Origin of the sequence: Caballeronia sp. (assembly GCF_028292365.1) — a bacterium.
GTDB lineage: Bacteria > Pseudomonadota > Gammaproteobacteria > Burkholderiales > Burkholderiaceae > Caballeronia.
The window spans coordinates 1-18107 of the sequence record NZ_JAQGMM010000610.1; the positions used below are offsets into that span (position 1 = coordinate 1).

Genomic DNA, 18107 nt, shown 5'->3' on the forward strand with positions numbered 1-18107 from the left:
CCTACGATGCGGCGATTCGCGGCGGAGTAGCGCTTTCGATCAACTTGACTGGTGGCGTGTTCGTCAACCAGACGGCTGCGTATTCAGACTTCCACGGCACCGGGGCCAATCCCGCAGCGAACTCGGCGTTGTCCGACGCAGCGTACGTGGCGAACCGCTTCCGCGTTGTTCAAAGCAGAGTGCATGTTGCACCCAAGGCCGCGCCCGCAACAGCTGGCCAAACGGCATAGGTGGCCAGCCCGCAACGTCGCCCGGAGACATAGGCCATCCGGCCGAATGGAAAGCGGCGACGGGCACGGCTAGTATCAAAGGCATGCGTATTTGCACAACGTAGCGAGCAAGGAGACACCATGTCCGACAACGGCAATTCCATCGTCATCCATATCGACGCCAGCACGCACGTCGCTACGTTGACGCTGAACCGTCCCGACAAGCTGAACAGCTTCACGCGGACGATGCATGAAGAACTGAGCACGGCACTCGATCAGGTGGAAGCAAGTAAAGCTCGAGCATTGGTGATCACGGGGGCGGGCCGCGGTTTTTGCGCGGGCCAGGATCTCGCGGATCTTGACTTCACGCCCGGCGCGATGACCAACTTGGGCGTGCTGATCGACCGTTACTTCAATCCGCTCGTGCGTCGCCTGCAGGCGTCGCCGTTGCCGGTGATTGCCGCCGTCAACGGTATAGCGGCCGGTGCTGGAGCGAATCTCGCCATGGCGTGCGACCTGATCGTAGCGGCGCGTTCAGCCAGTTTCGTCCAGGCTTTTGTGAAGATTGGACTAGTACCGGATTCCGGCGGTACGTGGCTTTTGCCGCGGCGCGTTGGTGAAGCACGGGCGCTGGGCCTGGCGTTGACGGGCGACAAGCTGGGCGCCGAACAAGCTGAAGCGTGGGGACTGGTATGGAAAGTGGTCGAAGATGATCAATTGCAAAGCGCGGCGCTAAAGCTTGCCTCGCAACTGGCGCAACAGCCCGCCAAGGCCATCGCTGCGATCAAGCACGCGATCCGCGCCGCCGCGAACAACACGCTTGATCAGCAGCTCGATCTGGAGCGCGACGTTCAACGCGAACTGGGTGACTCGCACGACTATGCCGAGGGTGTCGCCGCCTTCAAGGAAAAACGTCCACCCCGCTTCGACGGCCTCTGAAATGCAATCAGAACACTCCCGGAGAACGCAGCAATGACGCCTGAAGAACTCGCCAACGCGACCGCGCAAGCCATGTACGAAGCCGATGCATGCAGCCGCGCACTCGGCCTCGAACTCAAGGAAGTTCGCCCGGGGTACGCGCGCATGCAAATGAACGTCCGTGACGACTTTCTGAACGGTCACGGTATCTGCCATGGCGGACTCATTTTCACGCTGGCCGACTCCACGTTCGCGTTCGCCTGTAACTCGCACAACATCAATACGGTCGCGGCCGGTTGTTCCATCGAATTTCTGCGTGCAGTGAAGGGCGGCGACCGCTTGTCGGCAGAAGCTGTCGAACAATCACTGACCGGGCGAACTGGTATTTACGACATTCGTGTCACGAACCGTGAAAGCGAGACGGTCGCCATGTTCCGCGGCAAGTCGTCGCAGATAAAAGGCACTCTGGTCCCCGTGGAATCCTGATTCCCTCTACAAAACACAGCGCCCATACGAACTCGATTCGGGCCATTGACTGACGATCAAGAAGGAGACAATCGATGAACACCGCGCTTCCGCTGGACCCGATCGAGACGGCCAGCCGCGACGAACTAATGGCGCTGCAACTCGAACGCCTCAAGTGGTCGCTTGCCCACGCGTATGAAAACTCGCCGGTGTACCGCCGCAAGTTCGACGAAGCGGGCGTGCATCCGGATGATGTCAAAACCCTGGCCGACCTGGCGCGTTTCCCGTTCACGACAAAGAAGGATCTCCGCGATAACTATCCATATGGCATGTTCGCGGTTCCGCACGACCAGATTTCGAGAATCCACGCATCGTCGGGAACAACGGGCAAGCCGACCGTGGTTGGCTACACGGCGAAGGACATCGACACCTGGGCAAATCTCGTCGCGCGTTCCATCCGGGCTGCGGGCGCACGGCGTGGCGACAAAGTGCACGTCAGCTACGGCTATGGTTTATTCACGGGTGGCCTCGGCGCTCATTACGGAGCGGAGCGCGCGGGTTTGACCGTGATCCCGTTCGGCGGCGGCCAGACAGAAAAGCAAGTGCAACTCATCCAGGATTTTCGTCCAGACATCATCATGGTGACGCCTAGCTACATGCTATCGATCGCCGACGAACTCGAACGCCAGGGCGTTCATCCCGCCGATTGCTCGCTGCGCATCGGGATCTTCGGTGCGGAGCCATGGACGAACGACATGCGCACCGCGATCGAGAAACGGATGGGTATCGACGCTGTCGATATATACGGACTGTCGGAAGTAATGGGACCGGGGGTGGCGTCGGAGTGTGTGGAGACGAAGGACGGGCCAACGATCTGGGAAGATCATTTCTATCCAGAAATCATCGATCCTGAGACCGGCGAGGTCTTGCCAGACGGAGAACTGGGCGAACTCGTATTCACTTCACTGACCAAGGAGGCGCTGCCGATCGTCCGCTATCGGACTCGTGATCTCACACGGCTTTTGCCTGGCAGCGCGCGAACGATGCGTCGGATGGAAAAAATCACGGGGCGCTCGGACGACATGATGATCGTGCGCGGCGTGAATGTATTTCCAACGCAGATTGAAGAGCTTCTGCTCAAACAACACGCACTCGCACCGCACTATCAGATCGTGCTGACGAAGGAAGGGCCGCTCGATGTGCTCACGCTGAATGTAGAACCCTGTCCTGAAACAGCCCCGGATATAGGTGTTCTCGATAAGGCCAAAGCTGCGCTCACTTACGACATCAAGGCCTTGATCGGTGTCAGTGCGGTGGTTCAGGTGCTGGGGGTGAACGGTATTGAAAGGTCGGTTGGAAAAGCGCGGCGCGTGATCGATCGGCGAAAAGTGGCCAGCTGACTCTGCAAGGGCTGATTGGAGCCGGCGCTTGTGACGCAAGCGGTACTCGCATTCGAGACTCCAATCTCTATTCGGCCAATCCGCGACTGAGCGATCCGGCGAAAGCAACGAATCATAGGGTAAGTGCCGGCCAAACCCGGCACTTACCACTACCCTTGCGACGCGTCCAAACCACCACCCGTCTACGAATTTGGCAGCAGCAGCCACATCCTGCCGGCCTGCTTCATCCGGCCAGCGAGATCCCCGGCATCGTCGCCCAAACCCCAGAAATAGTCCGCACGCACGCCGCCCTTGATCGCGCTGCCAGTGTCCTGGGCGAACACCAGCCGGTTCATCGGCGAATTGCTTAACGGCCGGGTGGTCTGCAAGAAAACCGGCGTGCCGAGCGGAATGGAGGACGGATCGACGGCGATCGAACGTTCGGGCGTAAGCGGAACACCCAGCGCGCCTACCGGCCCGGTTCCCACGCCAGCCGCCAGCGTTTCCGTGGCCGGCATCTCGCGGAAAAACACAAAACGCGGATTGACGTCGAGCAATGCATCGACACGCGACGGATTGGCTTTCGCCCACGCCTTGATACCTTGCATGGTCGCCTGTGCAGGCGTGAGCTCACGCCGGTCCAACAACTCACGCCCGATCGATTTATATGGCTGGTTGTTAGTCCCCCCAAAGCCAACGCGCATCGTGGTCCCGTCCTCCATCACGACCTGTCCCGAGCCTTGGATCTGTAGGAAGAACGCTTCGATAGGATCGTCGACCCACACCAGTTCGTTGCCGTTCAACGCGCCCGAACTTTCAAGCTGGGCGCGCGTTGGTAGTGCCGCGCCAGGCTTGAAGCGATACGGCCATCGATACAAAGCGTACTGATAAGTCCCATGACGCGTACGCGAACCGCGCAATAACGGCTCGTAGTAACCGGTCACGAGACCGTCGAGCGTGCCGTCGGTGTTGGCCAACTGGAATGGCGTGAAATACGCCTCGAAGAATTCGCGGGCAGCGTTCATGTCGAGATCGTCAAGCCGCTGCGCCGCCGCACACGCTCGGCGCCACGCGGGCTGTTGAGCGAGACGGCTGCAGTTCTGGCGCATCGCGGCAGTTGCGCCGAGCAGCGAATCGTCCTGCCAGCCAGGCACCTGCTGCCAGCTCACCGCGGTGAGGCGATTAGCCGCGCGCTGCCCCGTGATGATCGGCGCACCGGTCGGTGGCGCAAGAGAGCCGGACTTGATAGCGCCGCCGCCACCGCACGAAGCGAGCAGGACGGCTGCTGTGATCGACGCCGCCCAACCCGCCAATCCGGCGAGCGAGCGAGTGAAACGCATACAATGTTCGTTCTTGATGAGAACCGCCATGTCTGATCTATTCGACGAATACCCAATGCTTATTTTTGCGCTCGAGTCTCTCGTGGCGCTGCTTCTGCTGATCTTTATCGTCGTGTGGACAGCTTCGGGCAAGAAGAAAAATAGGCGCTAGGAACAAACGCAAGCGCCATGACAGCACGTGCTTCAGCTTGCCAGTTCAATGCAGCGTACGCGGCATGTGCAGCGAGAACTCAGCAACTGGCGCTTCGAAACGCTCGCCGTCTTCGGCTACGCAAAAATATGAACCGCGCATGGTGCCAACGGGCGTTGCAATGACGGCCCAGCTTGTGTACTCGAATTTCTCGCCCGGCGGCAGCAACGGCTGATTGCCGACCACGCCAAGCCCCTTTACTTCCTGAACCACGTCGTCGCTATCAGTGATGATCCAGTGACGCGAGATCAGTTGGGCCGCGACCTGGCCGGTGTTCCGGATGGTCAGGGTGTAGGCGAACGCAAACTGGTGCGCGTCCGGCTCCGATTGTTCAGGGAGATATTGCGTCTGGACGGATACGCTGAATTCATACTGGCTCATCGCTTTTCCAATTCAAAAATGTGCTGCGCGGGTTCGCCCCCCTAACCTCCTTGAGGACAGAGGACCGGCGCGGGTTGCGCGAATTTATTTGCGTGAACGTCAGGTGACGCATTCTGCTTGATGCAGCCGGTGCCTGCAACAGAACGCCACCGGCTGCAAGGGCTTTGTCATACGCGCGAAACGCCCGTGGAAGGCCACAGGAGGGGACGTCGGCCATTCGGACAGCGGTCGAAAACGTCATCACGCTGTAAAATGCATTTTCCGCTCGCAACCGGCCGACGTCATGACGCAATTTCGCCTGTCCCCCAGTATTTTGTCCGCCGACTTCGCCATTCTCGGCGAAGAGGTCCGCAATGTGGTCGCCGCTGGCGCGGACTGGATCCACTTCGACGTGATGGACAACCATTACGTTCCGAACCTGACAATCGGCCCCATGGTCTGCGAGGCGCTGCGACCGCATACGGACGTTCCTATTGACGTGCATCTGATGGTGCGGCCGGTCGATCGTATCGTGCCGGATTTCGCGAAGGCCGGCGCTAATGTGATCAGTTTTCACCCACAAGGTTCGGATCATATCGATCGCACGCTTTCGCTGATCCGCGACCACGGCTGCAAGGCGGGCCTTGTCTTCAACCCGGCCACGTCGCTCAATCATCTCGACCACGTGATGGATAAGGTCGACCTGGTGCTGATCATGTCGGTGAATCCGGGCTTTGGCGGCCAGTCGTTCATTCCGGAAGCGCTTAACAAGCTGCGTGAAGCGCGTCGGCGTATCGACGAATACTGCGAACGGACCGGACGGGAGATTCATCTCGAAGTGGACGGCGGCGTCAAAATTGACAACATCCGGGAAATTGCTGAAGCCGGCGCGGACACGTTCGTGGCCGGGTCGGCCATTTTTGGCCACCACAATTATCACGACGTGATTGCGCAAATGCGCGCTGAACTGGCCAAAGTGAACTCCGGGGAAGCGCGATGAGCGAACTTACGGCAGAGCTTCCCGCGTTCACGAACAAGACGCTGCGAGCGGCCATCATTGACCTCGACGGGACAATGATTGATACAGCCGACGATTTCGTCGCTGCTCTCAACGGCATGCTGGCGCGGCTTGGCACGAAGGCCACGGATCGGGACGAAGTCATTGGCTATATCGGCAAGGGTTCGGAGAACCTGATCCGCTGCGTTCTGGCCGTGCGGTTTTCAGCACTGGAAGCAAGCACGAAGTTCGACGACGCGATCGCGATCTATCAGACGGAATACGCACGCATCAACGGACAGCATGCCACCCTCTTTCCCGAAGTCACGGAAGGCTTGAAAGCGCTGCGGGATCTGGGTTTGCCGCTGGCATGCGTGACGAACAAGCCGCACCGGTTCGCGGTCGAATTACTGACGAAATTTGGCTTGGCCGAATACTTCAAGGTGGTGCTCGGCGGTGATTCCGTCCCGCAAAAAAAACCGGATCCGACGCCTATGCTGATTGCCTGCGAGCGGCTGGACGTGCTGCCGCGCGAAGCTGTGGCCATCGGCGACTCGGAGAATGACGCGCTGGCGGGTCGTGCAGCGGGCATGGCGACGCTTACGGTGCCTTATGGTTATAACCACGGCAAACCTGTGCATCTGGTGAAATCCGATGGTATAGTTTCTTCCCTGCTAGCCGCCGCACAGGCAATAGCAGCAACCATGGCCGCGCCCGCTGCACCCGGCGCGACAACATCGACTGACTAGTTCAATCCTCATGTTTCTGAACAAAAAACGGAGTCTGAGCAGCATCGACCGGGGAGCCTGGCCCTGGCGTCGCTGGTCGCGCTAACCTCGCCCGAGGGTCGCTGAAGCTCGTCTTCGGCAACCGTTTTTTGTTTCGCTGCGCATTCCGCGCGCCGATCCCGCCGAGTTGTTTTACGTTGATGCCTGGCCTGAGCCGCATCATTCGCTGTGCCCAAACTTCGTTTGTGGCCGTACCGTGTTAGCAACGCGGCTACAGTCCGAACGATCGGGACAGCGCTTGAAGCATCAGGCAATGCACAAATGAGAGCGATGAGAGCGAAATTCGCGCCGTGCGGTAAATTGTCCGCAACGCCCAGTGTGTGCTCGATGTCGCCAAATCCAACAAGCGACACGTAAAGGATCAGAACATGACCGAACTCGAATTCCAATCGCTGGCGAATGAAGGTTTCAACCGCATTCCGCTGATCGCCGAGGCGCTTGCCGACCTCGAAACGCCGCTTTCGCTTTATCTCAAGCTGGCTCAAACCGAGCGCAACGGCGCCAACTCGTTCCTGCTGGAATCGGTGGTGGGTGGCGAGCGCTTCGGGCGCTACTCGTTTATTGGCTTGCCGGCCCGCACCATGATTCGCGTGCAAAACGGCGTATCGGAAGTGTTGAAGGACGGCAACATCATTGAAACGAGCCAGGCCGATCCGCTGACGTTTATTGAAGAATTTCAGAAGCGCTTCAAAATTGCGCAGCGCCCGGGACTACCGCGCTTTTGCGGCGGTCTGGCCGGGTATTTCGGTTATGACGCCGTGCGTTATATCGAAAAGAAGCTGGCCCATTCGGCGCCGCGCGACGATCTCGGCCTGCCCGATATCCAGTTGTTGCTGACCGAGGAAATGGCGGTTATCGATAACCTCGCCGGCAAGCTTTATCTGATTGTCTACGCCGACCCAACCGCACCCGAAGCCTTTACCAAAGCAAAACAGCGCCTGCGCGAATTGCGCGCGCGTTTGCGCACGACTGTGCAACCGCCGGTGACGTCGGCAAGCGTACGGACGGAGACGTATCGAGAGTTTGCAAAGGACGATTACCTGAACGCGGTGCGTAAGGCGAAGGAATACATCGCAGCCGGCGAATTGATGCAGGTTCAGGTTGGCCAGCGGCTCATCAAGCCGTTCCGCGATAACCCGCTCTCGCTGTATCGCGCGTTGCGCTCGCTGAATCCATCGCCGTATATGTATTACTACAACTTTGGCGGTGAGTTTCATGTGGTGGGGGCATCGCCGGAGATTCTGGTTCGGCAGGAAAAACGCGGCGACGAACGGATTGTGACCATTCGGCCACTCGCCGGAACGCGGCCGCGCGGCAACACGCCCGAGCGCGATGCTGAACTCGCAACCGAATTGCTGAACGATCCGAAAGAAGTGGCCGAACACGTCATGCTGATCGATCTGGCGCGTAACGACGTCGGCCGGATTGCGCAAACGGGATCGGTCGTGGTGACGGACAAGCTGGCGATCGAAAAGTATTCGCACGTCCTGCATATTGTGAGTTCGGTGGAAGGCAAGCTGAAGCCCGGCACAACGAATTTCGACGTGCTGCGCGCGACCTTCCCCGCAGGCACGCTGTCGGGCGCGCCGAAAGTGCGGGCGATGGAAATCATCGACGAGTTGGAGCCGGTGAAACGCGGACTGTACGGCGGCGCTTGCGGTTATCTGTCGTTCACGGGCGAGATGGATCTCGCCATCGCGATCCGCACCGGTCTCATCCACAAGGGTAATTTGTACGTGCAGGCGGCAGCGGGTGTGGTCGCGGATTCGGTGCCCGAGTCGGAATGGCAGGAGACGGAGAACAAGGCGCGAGCAGTGCTGCGCGCCGCCGAGCAGGTGCAAGACGGCCTCGATAGCGACTTCTGATCCGGAGACAAACCATGCTGCTGATGATCGACAACTACGATTCGTTCACCTATAACCTGGTTCAGTATTTCGGCGAACTGGGTGAGGACGTACGAACGTACCGCAACGACGAAATTACCCTCGATGAAATCGCGAAGCTGAACCCCGAGCGGATCTGCCTCTCGCCGGGGCCGAGCAATCCGCAACACGCGGGCATCACGCTCGACGTACTGCGCGAATTCTCCGGAAAGATCCCCATTCTTGGTGTTTGCCTGGGCCATCAGGCTATTGGCGAGGCGTTCGGCGGACGCGTCGTGCGTGCTCAAACCATCATGCACGGCAAAGTGAGCACCATTGAAACCGATTGCCGCGGCGTGTTTTCCGACCTGCCGAAACATTTCAGCGTGACGCGTTATCACTCGCTCGCGATCGAACGTGAATCGTTGCCGGATTGCCTGGAAATATCGGCGTGGACACCCGACGGTGAAATCATGGGCGTGCGCCACAAGGAACTCGCGGTCGAGGGCGTGCAATTCCACCCGGAATCCATCCTTTCCGAGCACGGCCATGCGCTGCTCGAAAACTTCGTCAAGAGCCCGGCGCAAGGCATTCGCGCGTGAACCGAGATCCGATCATGACTATTACGGCCCAGGAAGCGTTGCAACGGACGATCGAGCATCGCGAGATTTTCCATGACGAAATGCTGCACCTGATGCGCATGATCATGCGCGGCGAGATGTCGCCGGTGATGTCCGCCGCGATCATCACGGGTTTGCGCGTGAAGAAGGAAACGATCGGGGAGATCGCGGCGGCGGCTACCGTGATGCGCGAGTTTGCGAATCACGTGAGCGTCCCGGATAGCGACAATCTCGTCGATATCGTGGGCACGGGTGGAGACGGCTCGCACACTTTCAACATCTCGACGGCCACCATGTTCGTCACGGCGGCCGCCGGCGCGAAAGTTGCGAAGCACGGTGGCCGCGGGGTATCGAGTAAATCGGGCAGCGCGGACGTGCTTGAGGCGCTGGGCGTGAATATCGATCTTCAGCCGGAACAAGTGGCGCAATCCATTGCCGAAACGGGCATGGGTTTCATGTTCGCGCCGAATCATCATCCGGCGATGAAAAACATCGGGCCGGTGCGTCGTGAACTCGGCGTGCGGACGATTTTCAACATCCTCGGGCCGCTGACCAACCCGGCCGGCGCACCCAATCAGTTGATGGGCGTGTTCCATGAAGATCTCGTCGGCATTCAGGTGCGCGTGATGCAGCGCCTGGGAGCCAAGCACGTGCTGGTCGTGTACGGCAAGGACGGCATGGACGAGGTGTCGTTGGGCGCGGCAACGGTGGTAGGCGAATTGCGCAACGGTGAAGTGCTCGAGTATGAAATTCACCCTGAAGATTTTGGCCTGCAGATGGTGTCGAACCGGACGCTGAAGGTGGCCGACGCGCAGGAATCGAAGACCATGCTGCTCGGCGCGTTGAACAACAAGCCATGCGTCGCGCGCGAAATCGTGACGCTGAATGCGGGCACGGCGCTGTACGCGGCCAACGTGGCGGAATCGATCCAAGCCGGCATGGCCCTCGCGAAAGAGGTGATCGCGAGCGGACAAGCGCGCGAAAAAGTCGATGAACTCGTGCGCTTCACGCAGCAATTCGCCAAATAGAGAGATCAAGAAATGAGTGACATTCTCGAGCGCATCATTGAAGTCAAACGAAGCGAAGTTCGCATCGCGCAGGAAAGCGTCTCGCTGGAGGAACTGCGTTTGCAGGCGAGCACGCGCGACTCGCGCGACTTCGTCGGCGCATTGCGCGCGAAGCATGCTGAGGGAAAACCGGCGATCATCGCGGAAGTGAAGAAAGCAAGCCCGTCGAAAGGCGTAATACGCGAGAACTTCGTCCCCGCCGATATCGCGCAATCATATGAACGAGGCGGCGCTGCGTGTTTGTCAGTGCTGACAGACGTGCAGTTCTTCAAGGGCAGCGTTGCGTATTTAGAAGAAGCGCGCGCCGCGTGCAGCCTGCCGGTTCTGCGCAAGGATTTCATTGTCGATCCGTATCAGGTTCTGGAAGCCCGCGCGATGGGCGCCGACTGCATCCTGTTGATCGCCGCCGCGCTCCAGCCCTTGCAGATGCGTGACCTGGAAGCGTACGCGCACTCGCTCGGGCTGGCGGTGCTCGTAGAGGTTCACGATCGCGACGAACTAGAACAATCGCTCACGCTTAAGACGCCGTTAATCGGGGTCAATAATCGCAACCTTCGCACGTTCGAAACGTCGATTGAAACGACTATCGGCATGCTGGATATGGTTCCCGAAGATCGTATAGTGGTGACCGAATCGGGCATTCTGAGCCGTGTCGATGTCGACCGGCTACGCGCCATGGATGTGCAGACTTTCCTGGTTGGCGAAGCTTTCATGCGCGCCGACGACCCCGGTACCGAACTTGCGCGAATGTTTTTCTGACGCTGTTGCACGGAGTTTATTTTGAGCATTGAACGCGAGATCAAACTGGCGCTCCCCATGTCGGAACATGGCGAAATAGCGAAGGACCTGACGCAACGTACCGGTCAGGAAGGCCGCAAGGTTCAGTTGACCAACGTCTACTTCGATACCCCCGACCATGCGCTTGCGAAGGCGAAGAGTGCGGTGCGTCTGCGCGGTACGCCGGATCAATGGCTGCAAACGTACAAGACGGCGGGCGAATCAGCGGGCGGTTTGCATAACCGGCATGAATGGGAACGGCCCGTAGCCGGCGAAGCGCTGGAAATCCCCGCCCTGCTTGAAATCTGCGACGACCAGAACGCCGCCAATGCACTCAGCGACGCGGCGCCCGAATTGACCGCCCTGTTTCGCACCGATTTTTCGCGTGTGATCTGGGACGTCGAGATCGACGGTGCGAAGATCGAAGCGGCGCTGGATCTCGGTGAGGTCGTGGCTGATGTGGACGGCGAGCGCCTGACCACGCCGATCAGCGAACTCGAACTAGAGCTGAAGTCCGGCAACGAGGAAGCATTGAACTCCCTCGCCGCGCAAATGCGGGGAGCGTTTCTGTATCTCCAGCCTGAAGATGCCAGCAAGGCGCGCCGTGGCTACGACCTGTGCGAGCCTAAATTGGCCGGCTCCAACGGCGGCGTCAAATGAGTCAGGCGTCACTGTTTGAAGCTGATGCTTCCAAAGCCCAGCCGTTTACGTCGTTGGAAAATCAGTTCGACGCATTGCCGGCGGACTGGCGCAAGCATCTGAAGACTTTCATCGAAAGCCCGCATTACGCCACGTTATGCGCGTTCGTCGACGCCGAGCGCGCCGCCGGCAAAACCGTTTATCCCGTCGATGTCTTCCGCGCCTTGCGCCTGACTCGACCCGGGGACGTGAAGGTCGTGATCCTCGGACAAGATCCTTACCACGGCGAGGATCGTGGTGCGCCGCAAGCTCACGGCCTGGCGTTTTCAGTGCCGGCGCCGGTTCGGCCGCCGCCATCGCTGAAAAATATCTTTAAGGAAATCAACGCCAGCTTGGGCTTCGCAGCGCCCGCTCACGGTTGCCTCGACGCTTGGGCAGAACAAGGTGTGCTGTTGCTGAACACGTCGCTGACGGTTGAACGCGATAAAGCCGGCAGTCACGCCAAGCGCGGCTGGGAGCATTGCACCGACACGCTGATTCACGAACTTGCCCTTCGGCACGAGCATCTCGTGTTCATGCTTTGGGGAGCGCATGCGCAGGCGAAACGGGGGTTGATCGCGTCGGCGGTGGCGTCCGGGAAAGCGCATTGCGTGCTGGAGGCGCCCCACCCTTCGCCGTTGTCAGCGCATCGCGGCTTTCTGGGCTGCGGGCATTTTGTGGCAGCGAATACGTATCTGGAACAACACGGACGACCTGCCATTGACTGGCGATTGCCCGCTCTGGTCGACACGCCCGCATAAAAAACCCGCCAATGTCTCACGACACGGCGGGTTTTTTAAATGCGTCCTGCTACTTCACAAGCTTACAGCGCTGCGATCGAGTCGCGAGCGGTAGCCAAAGCGGCGCCGGCAGCGTCCGGACCCATATTCAGGCCTTCTGCAAAGATGAAGCTAACGTCGGTCATGCCCAGGAAACCGAGGAACGACTTCAGATACGGCGTTTGTGAATCGTTCGGCGTACCGCTGTACTTGCCACCGCGTGCCGACACAACAATCACCTTCTTGCCCGTCACCAAGCCTTTCGGGCCGTTCTCGTCGTATTTGAACGTGATGCCCGCGCGTGCGATCCAGTCGAAGTACGCCTTCAGTTGCGACGAAATGCCGAAGTTGTACATCGGTGCTGCGATCACAACCACGTCAGCTGCTTGCAGCTCGGCGATAAGCGCTTCGCTCTTGGCGTGGATAGCGTTCTGCTCAGCCGAGCGCTGGTCGGCGGGCGTGAAGAATGCGCCGAGCGTGGCATCGTCGAGGTGGGGAATGTTGTCGGAGAGAAGATTACGCACGACAAGCTTCGCGCCCGGATGTGCTTGCTGAAGCTTCGTCGACACTTCGTCAGCCAGCAACGTGGATTGGGCGCCTTGCGAGCGTGCTGCGGAATTAATTTGAAGAATGGTCGTCATGATGATTCCTGTGTCTTGTTGAGTTCGAGCACGGATCGCGCTCTGACAGGACGCATTCTTCTTTTTTAAGACGCCGGGAACAAGCTGTGCACTCGTGACGGATTGTTGCAGCAATAGAACAATCCGCCTTTAGCCCTGCTTTTATGCCTCAACCTTTCAGCCAGCGTTCGCGCCATTGCTTCGACGGACCACGTCCATCGGCAGTGGAAAGCACATAACGCGATACCTCCGGCGGATCGAGTTTGACGTGCGCGACGCGCAGTTCGTCGCGCCGGAATGCGTGCACTTCGACCTTCGCACCTGGCAAATAGCGCGCGAGGAGCGTGTCGAGATTCGACCCGGTTACGCGCAAGCCGTCGATTGCGATCAGCACGTCACCCGCCGACAAACCCGCCTTCTGCGCCGCGCTGTTCTCGTGGACGGCCGCGAGCACGCAATCCGCGCCGCTGCGAATCCGCGCGCCGAACGACGGTTTCGCCGCCGTGCCGTTGGTCGCGACATCGGGCGCGAACGTAATGCCGAAGGGCTCGAACAAAGTATCGAGCGGCAGATCGCGCGTGCCGTGAACTCCCTCGCGGAACAGCTTTTTCAGGTCAGCGCCGGTGGCTTCGGCAAACAAGGCTTCCACTTCGCTTTCTTCGATACCCCGCGCCTTGCCGTGATAAAAATCGCGGCCGTAGCGTTGCCACAGAAGTCGCATGACGTCGTCGAGTGACTTCTTGCCTTCGGTTTGCGCGCGAATTGACAGGTCGAAAGCGAGCGCGACAAGCGAACCTTTCTGGTAATAGCTGACGATCGCGTTCGCCGCGTTTTCGTCCTGCCGATAATATTTGACCCACGCATCGAACGAGCTTTCAGCCACGGTCTGCTTGAGCCGACCTGACCCGCGCAACACACCGCCGAGCGTCTTGCCCAAAAGCGCAAAGTACTCGCTCGCGCTGATGAGGCCGCTGCGCACGAGCATCAGGTCGTCGTAGTACGACGTGAAGCCTTCGAACAACCACAGCAACGACGTGTAATTCTCCTGCGACAAATCGTACGGCGCGAACGCAGCAGGCTTGATCCGCTTCACGTTCCACGTATGGAAATATTCGTGGCTGCAAAGACCCAGATACGTTCGATAACCGTCCGTCACATCCGGGCGTCCCGCAATAGGCAGATCGGCGCGATTGCAGATCAGCGCCGTCGATGCACGATGCTCCAGGCCACCGTAACCATCGGCGACGGCGACCGTCATGAACACATAACGATCAACCGGCGCTTTCTTCGTACGCGGTTCGAACAACGCAATTTGCGATTCGCAAACCCGCTTGAGGTCGGTTTCCAGACGGTGCATATCGAGCCCGGTCACGCGGCCCGAGATCACGATGTCGTGCTTCGCGCCGTAGGCGTCGAAGGAACCGAGCGCGAACTCGCCCAGCGTCACCGGATGATCGATCAGCGCATCGTAGTTCGGCGCTTCATACGCACCAAATCCGTAACGCTTCGTGCCGCGCGCCTCGGGCAATGCCGTCGCCACTCGCCAGTTCGCGTATTGCGCGCCTGAAGGCTTTTGAATATCGACAATGCACGGTGCATCCGCCTGCCCTTCCGCCGCGAGAAACACGCTCGTGCCGTTGAAGAAACCGATGGTGTCGTCGAGATGCGCCGCGCGCACCGACAAGTCCCAGCCGTAGACCTCGTAGCGCAGCGTGATCGGGCCATCGTGCGGCGCCGTTGCCCAAGCGTGCTTGTCGGTTTTATCGATAGCGAGCTTGCGGCCGGCCGCATTGAACGCCTGCAGCGTGACGATATTGCGAGCGAATTCGCGGATCATATAGCTGCCTGGAATCCACACAGGCAGTACAAACCGCTGACCCGACGGATCGGGTTGCGCAACGGTCAACGTCACCTCGAACAAATGCGCAGCGGGATTTTTAGGAACGATGGTGTAACGGATGGCGTTCATGCGTCGAGGTCCTTTTATTCTTGTCGCTGGGCGTCATTGTCTGGCCCGGCATTCAGTGCCTGCGCGATCCATGACGGAAGCGGTCGCGCAACTTCACGAAAGCGAAAGAGGCGCTTCGCGCGCCTCCTTCGTTGTTGGTCAACTGATCTTCAACTCAGACAACCCAGACAACTCAATCAGCGAACCGCCGACAATTCCTTTTCCAGCCGATCCGCCGGAACAGCGCCGGGCAGCCGGCGTCCATCGGCCAGGAAAACGGTAGGCGTGCCAGTGACGTTCATCGACTGGCCGAGCTTCAGGTTTTTGTCGATGGCGGCCGTGTCGCAGCTAGCGGCGGCGGTCGGTGCCGTATGGTCGAGCATCCAGCCTTCCCACGCGCCCGAACGATCCTTCGAACACCAGATCGACTTGGATTTGACCGTCGAATCCGGCGACAAAACCGGGTACAGGAAAGTGTAGACGGTGACGTTATCGACTGACTTGAGTGTGGTTTCCAACTGCTTGCAATACGGGCAATTCGGATCGGAGAACACGGCGATCTTGCGCGCGCCCGTGCCCTTCACCACTTTGACCGCGTTCTCGAACGGCAGCTTCGCGAAGTCGATCTTGTTCGTTTCCGCCAGACGCGCTTCAGTGATGTTCGTGCGCGTGCGGGTGTCCACCAGATCGCCCATGAGCAGATAGTTGCCGGTGGCGTCCGTGTAGACGATCTGCGCACCGAGGTTCACTTCGTAGAGGCCCGGAACCGGGGACTTCTCCACGCTTTTGATATCAGCGTCGCCAATGCGCGATTGCAGCGTGGACTTGATCTTGTCGGTGGTCTGATCGGCTTGTGCGGCGATGCCGATCCCAAACACCGCGGCCAGCGTTGCAGCAGCGACCAGGGCGCGGCGAAGAGTGATTTTCATTGGAGTTTCCGTCAATCTTGAAGTAAGTGGGATGTTCTTGGCCAAGTTTCTTGGCCGGGCTTAACCAAGCGCCGCGGACACAAGCCAGCGCTTGACAAGCGGTTGTGCACCCACGAGCGCCATGCCGGTGTTGCGCAGCCCGCGAGCGAGCGTGCCGGGCATGGCGAAGAGTTTTTGCAGGCCGTCGCAGGCGAACGTCAATTTCTGGATGTCCTCGCGACGGGTGCGTTCGTATCGGCGCAATAAGACGGGGTCGCCGGCCGAACGAAATGCTTCCTTGTTGGCGAGCGTTTCGGCCAGCGCGGCGACGTCGCGCAGACCCAGGTTCATGCCCTGTCCAGCCAACGGATGAATCAGATGCGCAGCGTCGCCAACCAGCGCCACACGTGGGCCGATCAAGCGGTCTACGGTTTGCAGCGCGAGTGGAAAGCCCTGCGCCGGCGTCACGCATTCGAGCGCGCCGAGCATGTTCTGCGTGGCCTTTTCGACCTCCGCCGCGAGTTGGGCGGGATCGAGTTTCAGGAGGGTATCGGCGTGTTCGGTTTTAGCGGACCACACCAGCGAAACGTGGTCGCCGGGCAACGGCAATAACGCGATGATCTCGCCATCGCGGAACCACTGATACGCCGTCTCGCCGTGCGGCTTTTCGCACGTGAAGTTCGCGACCACACCCGTTTGCCGATAATCCCGGCGCTGCATTTTCGCGCCCGTCTGCGCCCGCACCCAGGAATGCGCGCCGTCCGCGCCCACCACCAGATCCGCTTCGAGCGTGTCGCCGTTTGCGAGGGTCAGATGCGCGGCGTCATCGTGGATCGTCAGGCCCTGGGCGCGCGAATCGATCCACGTGAGGTTCGGCTGAAAACGCAGCGCGGCATCAAGCGACCGTTCGATCAATGACGATTCCACGATCCACGCCAATTGCGGGACGGCTGCCTGGAACGCGGAGAAATGCAGCTCGGCGAAGGCATCGCCGAAAACGCGCATGTCCAGCACCGGCCCGAGCTTGTCGCGCTCCAGCGCCTGCCAGACGCGCAGCCGTTCCAGCAGCGCCTGCGAGCTCGATGAAAGCGCGTAGATGCGGGAGTCGAAGCTGTCGGCGGCGGGCGCTGCTGCAGCGGGCGTTGCGAGCAGCGCCGTGCGAAGGCCGGATTGCGTCAGCGCAAGCGCCGCCGTCTTGCCGACGAGCCCGCCGCCGACCACAACCGCATGAAAATTTCGTGAGTGGAAAGTCATACATCCATTATAGCTGCCGGGGTATTTCGAGATTCGATGCGCGATGCGGTGTTTCAGCGGGTGCGACGCCTTGAAGCTGCCCTGTAGCCCACTCTCCCGCCCGCCCAGCCGACCCGGCCGTGGCGCTACAATAGCGGTTTTTCCGGCCCGCACGACGTGGCCGCCCGCTACGCGCGTGGGTCCTGGGGTTGTAAAACCCGCGACACGCGCGTCCAGCGTTGAACCACGCGGCGCACGCCGTTTCACCAGTTCGAAGGATTCCATGAGCCTCCAATGCGGCATCGTCGGCTTGCCTAACGTCGGCAAGTCCACACTGTTCAATGCACTGACCAAGGCCGGCATCGCCGCCGAAAACTATCCGTTCTGCACGATCGAGCCGAATGTCGGCGTAGTCGAAGTGCCGGACGCACGGTTGGCCGCACTCTCGGGAATCGTCAATCCCGAGCGCGTGGTCCCGGCCATTGTTGAATTCGTCGATATCGCAGGCCTCGTGGCCGGCGCGAGCAAGGGCGAAGGCCTCGGCAACAAGTTCCTCGCGAACATTCGCGAAACCGACGCCATCACGCACGTCGTGCGCTGCTTCGAAGACGAAAACGTGATTCACGTCGCGAACAAGATCGACCCGCTCGCGGACATCGAAGTCATTAATACTGAACTGGCGCTGGCGGATTTGGCGACGGTGGAGAAGGCTCACCACCGTTACGCGAAGTCGGCGCGCTCAGGCAACGACAAGGAAGCGGCGAAGCTCGTCCCCTTGCTGGAAAAGATCCAGGCGCAGCTCGATCAGGCGAAACCTGTGCGCGCGTTGGACCTGAGCGAAGACGAACTCGCGCTGATCAAGCCGCTCTGCCTGATCACGGCCAAGCCGACCATGTACGTGGCGAACGTGAAGGACGACGGGTTCGAGAACAATCCGCATCTGGATGCGGTGCGCAAGCACGCGGAGGC

19 protein-coding genes and 1 pseudogene are annotated in these 18107 nt (G+C 59.8%); 14 read left to right on the top strand and 6 right to left on the bottom strand.

The features are described from left to right. The 4 genes and pseudogenes from JWR14_RS35780 to paaK form a co-directional block, all read left to right on the top strand. Positions 1 to 230: pseudogene (locus JWR14_RS35780) on the top strand (phenylacetic acid degradation protein PaaN); the annotation flags it as partial. Between the two features lie 120 nt (positions 231 to 350). Beyond that, positions 351 to 1148, top strand: a complete 798-nt coding sequence (paaG, locus tag JWR14_RS35785; RefSeq protein ID WP_299718989.1) for a 2-(1,2-epoxy-1,2-dihydrophenyl)acetyl-CoA isomerase PaaG — start codon at positions 351 to 353, stop codon at positions 1146 to 1148. Positions 1149 to 1181: 33 nt separating this feature from the next. Continuing rightward, positions 1182 to 1613: a hydroxyphenylacetyl-CoA thioesterase PaaI gene (paaI, locus tag JWR14_RS35790; RefSeq protein WP_299718991.1), complete on the top strand. Its 432-nt coding sequence runs from the start codon at positions 1182 to 1184 to the stop codon at positions 1611 to 1613. A 74-nt stretch (positions 1614 to 1687) separates the two neighbouring features. After that, positions 1688 to 2992 carry a phenylacetate--CoA ligase PaaK gene (paaK, locus tag JWR14_RS35795; protein ID WP_299718993.1) on the top strand — a complete coding sequence of 435 codons (1305 nt, stop codon included), beginning with the start codon at positions 1688 to 1690 and terminating at the stop codon, positions 2990 to 2992. A 182-nt stretch (positions 2993 to 3174) separates the two neighbouring features. Here the strand turns inward: paaK and JWR14_RS35800 are convergent, their stop codons facing one another. Beyond that, entirely contained in the window at positions 3175 to 4341 is a 1167-nt protein-coding gene (locus JWR14_RS35800) for an MltA domain-containing protein (protein WP_299718995.1), read from the bottom strand. Here JWR14_RS35800 and JWR14_RS35805 point away from each other — a divergent pair. Then, positions 4340 to 4462, top strand: coding sequence for a hypothetical protein (locus JWR14_RS35805; protein ID WP_047898369.1), 123 nt, complete (start codon positions 4340 to 4342; stop codon positions 4460 to 4462). The two genes, JWR14_RS35800 and JWR14_RS35805, sit on opposite strands and share 2 nt — an antisense overlap. Positions 4463 to 4507: 45 nt before the next feature. Here the strand turns inward: JWR14_RS35805 and apaG are convergent, their stop codons facing one another. Then, complete coding sequence (apaG, locus tag JWR14_RS35810; RefSeq protein ID WP_299719001.1) at positions 4508 to 4882, bottom strand: Co2+/Mg2+ efflux protein ApaG; 375 nt, start codon at positions 4880 to 4882, stop codon at positions 4508 to 4510. A 283-nt stretch (positions 4883 to 5165) separates the two neighbouring features. Between apaG and rpe the strand changes: the two genes are divergently transcribed. The 8 genes from rpe (at position 5166) to JWR14_RS35850 (ending at position 12411) form a co-directional block, all read left to right on the top strand. Next, positions 5166 to 5861, top strand: a complete 696-nt coding sequence (gene rpe / locus JWR14_RS35815) for a ribulose-phosphate 3-epimerase (protein WP_299719002.1) — start codon at positions 5166 to 5168, stop codon at positions 5859 to 5861. Beyond that, the gene (locus JWR14_RS35820) at positions 5858 to 6607 is read left to right on the top strand and encodes a phosphoglycolate phosphatase (RefSeq protein ID WP_299719004.1); all 750 of its coding nucleotides are present in this window, start codon (positions 5858 to 5860) and stop codon (positions 6605 to 6607) included. The genes rpe and JWR14_RS35820 overlap by 4 nt, the downstream gene beginning before the upstream one ends. A 407-nt stretch (positions 6608 to 7014) precedes the next feature. Then, positions 7015 to 8511 (top strand): anthranilate synthase component I, encoded by a 1497-nt coding sequence (trpE, locus tag JWR14_RS35825; RefSeq protein ID WP_299719006.1) that lies wholly within the window; start codon positions 7015 to 7017, stop codon positions 8509 to 8511. Between the two features lie 14 nt (positions 8512 to 8525). Next, entirely contained in the window at positions 8526 to 9110 is a 585-nt protein-coding gene (locus JWR14_RS35830; protein ID WP_062090277.1) for an aminodeoxychorismate/anthranilate synthase component II, read from the top strand. 14 nt (positions 9111 to 9124) lie between these two features. After that, positions 9125 to 10156: an anthranilate phosphoribosyltransferase gene (trpD, locus tag JWR14_RS35835; RefSeq protein WP_299719009.1), complete on the top strand. Its 1032-nt coding sequence runs from the start codon at positions 9125 to 9127 to the stop codon at positions 10154 to 10156. A gap of 12 nt (positions 10157 to 10168) precedes the next feature. Beyond that, positions 10169 to 10954: an indole-3-glycerol phosphate synthase TrpC gene (gene trpC / locus JWR14_RS35840; RefSeq protein WP_299719011.1), complete on the top strand. Its 786-nt coding sequence runs from the start codon at positions 10169 to 10171 to the stop codon at positions 10952 to 10954. 21 nt (positions 10955 to 10975) lie between these two features. Beyond that, positions 10976 to 11632, top strand: a complete 657-nt coding sequence (locus tag JWR14_RS35845; protein WP_299719014.1) for a CYTH domain-containing protein — start codon at positions 10976 to 10978, stop codon at positions 11630 to 11632. Beyond that, positions 11629 to 12411: a uracil-DNA glycosylase gene (locus JWR14_RS35850; RefSeq protein WP_299719017.1), complete on the top strand. Its 783-nt coding sequence runs from the start codon at positions 11629 to 11631 to the stop codon at positions 12409 to 12411. The genes JWR14_RS35845 and JWR14_RS35850 overlap by 4 nt, the downstream gene beginning before the upstream one ends. A gap of 62 nt (positions 12412 to 12473) precedes the next feature. Here JWR14_RS35850 and JWR14_RS35855 read toward each other — a convergent pair whose 3' ends face one another. From JWR14_RS35855 to JWR14_RS35870, 4 genes are all read right to left on the bottom strand, one after another. Beyond that, positions 12474 to 13070 (bottom strand): NAD(P)H-dependent oxidoreductase, encoded by a 597-nt coding sequence (locus JWR14_RS35855; protein WP_299719019.1) that lies wholly within the window; start codon positions 13068 to 13070, stop codon positions 12474 to 12476. A gap of 148 nt (positions 13071 to 13218) precedes the next feature. Then, the gene (locus tag JWR14_RS35860) at positions 13219 to 15018 is read right to left on the bottom strand and encodes a PDZ domain-containing protein (RefSeq protein ID WP_299719022.1); all 1800 of its coding nucleotides are present in this window, start codon (positions 15016 to 15018) and stop codon (positions 13219 to 13221) included. A 176-nt stretch (positions 15019 to 15194) separates the two neighbouring features. Further along, positions 15195 to 15926 (bottom strand): DsbC family protein, encoded by a 732-nt coding sequence (locus JWR14_RS35865; protein ID WP_299719024.1) that lies wholly within the window; start codon positions 15924 to 15926, stop codon positions 15195 to 15197. 60 nt (positions 15927 to 15986) lie between these two features. After that, entirely contained in the window at positions 15987 to 17159 is a 1173-nt protein-coding gene (locus JWR14_RS35870) for a UbiH/UbiF family hydroxylase (RefSeq protein ID WP_299719029.1), read from the bottom strand. A gap of 262 nt (positions 17160 to 17421) precedes the next feature. Here JWR14_RS35870 and ychF point away from each other — a divergent pair. Further along, a partial coding sequence (gene ychF, locus JWR14_RS35875; RefSeq protein WP_299719027.1) for a redox-regulated ATPase YchF occupies positions 17422 to 18107 on the top strand: 686 nt, incomplete at its 3' end.

What these genes read in the sequence shown, in the direction of transcription:
- trpD (WP_299719009.1), top strand. Translation starts at nt 9,125, where the DNA reads ATGACTATTACGGCCCAGGAAGCGTTGCAACGGACGATCGAGCATCGC.
- trpC (WP_299719011.1), top strand. Translation starts at nt 10,169, where the DNA reads ATGAGTGACATTCTCGAGCGCATCATTGAAGTCAAACGAAGCGAAGTT.
- JWR14_RS35850 (WP_299719017.1), top strand. Translation starts at nt 11,629, where the DNA reads ATGAGTCAGGCGTCACTGTTTGAAGCTGATGCTTCCAAAGCCCAGCCG.
- JWR14_RS35865 (WP_299719024.1), bottom strand. Translation starts at nt 15,926, where the DNA reads ATGAAAATCACTCTTCGCCGCGCCCTGGTCGCTGCTGCAACGCTGGCC.
- paaI (WP_299718991.1), top strand. Translation starts at nt 1,182, where the DNA reads ATGACGCCTGAAGAACTCGCCAACGCGACCGCGCAAGCCATGTACGAA.
- paaK (WP_299718993.1), top strand. Translation starts at nt 1,688, where the DNA reads ATGAACACCGCGCTTCCGCTGGACCCGATCGAGACGGCCAGCCGCGAC.
- trpE (WP_299719006.1), top strand. Translation starts at nt 7,015, where the DNA reads ATGACCGAACTCGAATTCCAATCGCTGGCGAATGAAGGTTTCAACCGC.
- JWR14_RS35800 (WP_299718995.1), bottom strand. Translation starts at nt 4,341, where the DNA reads ATGGCGGTTCTCATCAAGAACGAACATTGTATGCGTTTCACTCGCTCG.
- JWR14_RS35855 (WP_299719019.1), bottom strand. Translation starts at nt 13,070, where the DNA reads ATGACGACCATTCTTCAAATTAATTCCGCAGCACGCTCGCAAGGCGCC.
- JWR14_RS35860 (WP_299719022.1), bottom strand. Translation starts at nt 15,018, where the DNA reads ATGAACGCCATCCGTTACACCATCGTTCCTAAAAATCCCGCTGCGCAT.
- JWR14_RS35805 (WP_047898369.1), top strand. Translation starts at nt 4,340, where the DNA reads ATGTCTGATCTATTCGACGAATACCCAATGCTTATTTTTGCGCTCGAG.
- JWR14_RS35870 (WP_299719029.1), bottom strand. Translation starts at nt 17,159, where the DNA reads ATGACTTTCCACTCACGAAATTTTCATGCGGTTGTGGTCGGCGGCGGG.
- JWR14_RS35830 (WP_062090277.1), top strand. Translation starts at nt 8,526, where the DNA reads ATGCTGCTGATGATCGACAACTACGATTCGTTCACCTATAACCTGGTT.
- JWR14_RS35820 (WP_299719004.1), top strand. Translation starts at nt 5,858, where the DNA reads ATGAGCGAACTTACGGCAGAGCTTCCCGCGTTCACGAACAAGACGCTG.
- paaG (WP_299718989.1), top strand. Translation starts at nt 351, where the DNA reads ATGTCCGACAACGGCAATTCCATCGTCATCCATATCGACGCCAGCACG.
- apaG (WP_299719001.1), bottom strand. Translation starts at nt 4,882, where the DNA reads ATGAGCCAGTATGAATTCAGCGTATCCGTCCAGACGCAATATCTCCCT.
- rpe (WP_299719002.1), top strand. Translation starts at nt 5,166, where the DNA reads ATGACGCAATTTCGCCTGTCCCCCAGTATTTTGTCCGCCGACTTCGCC.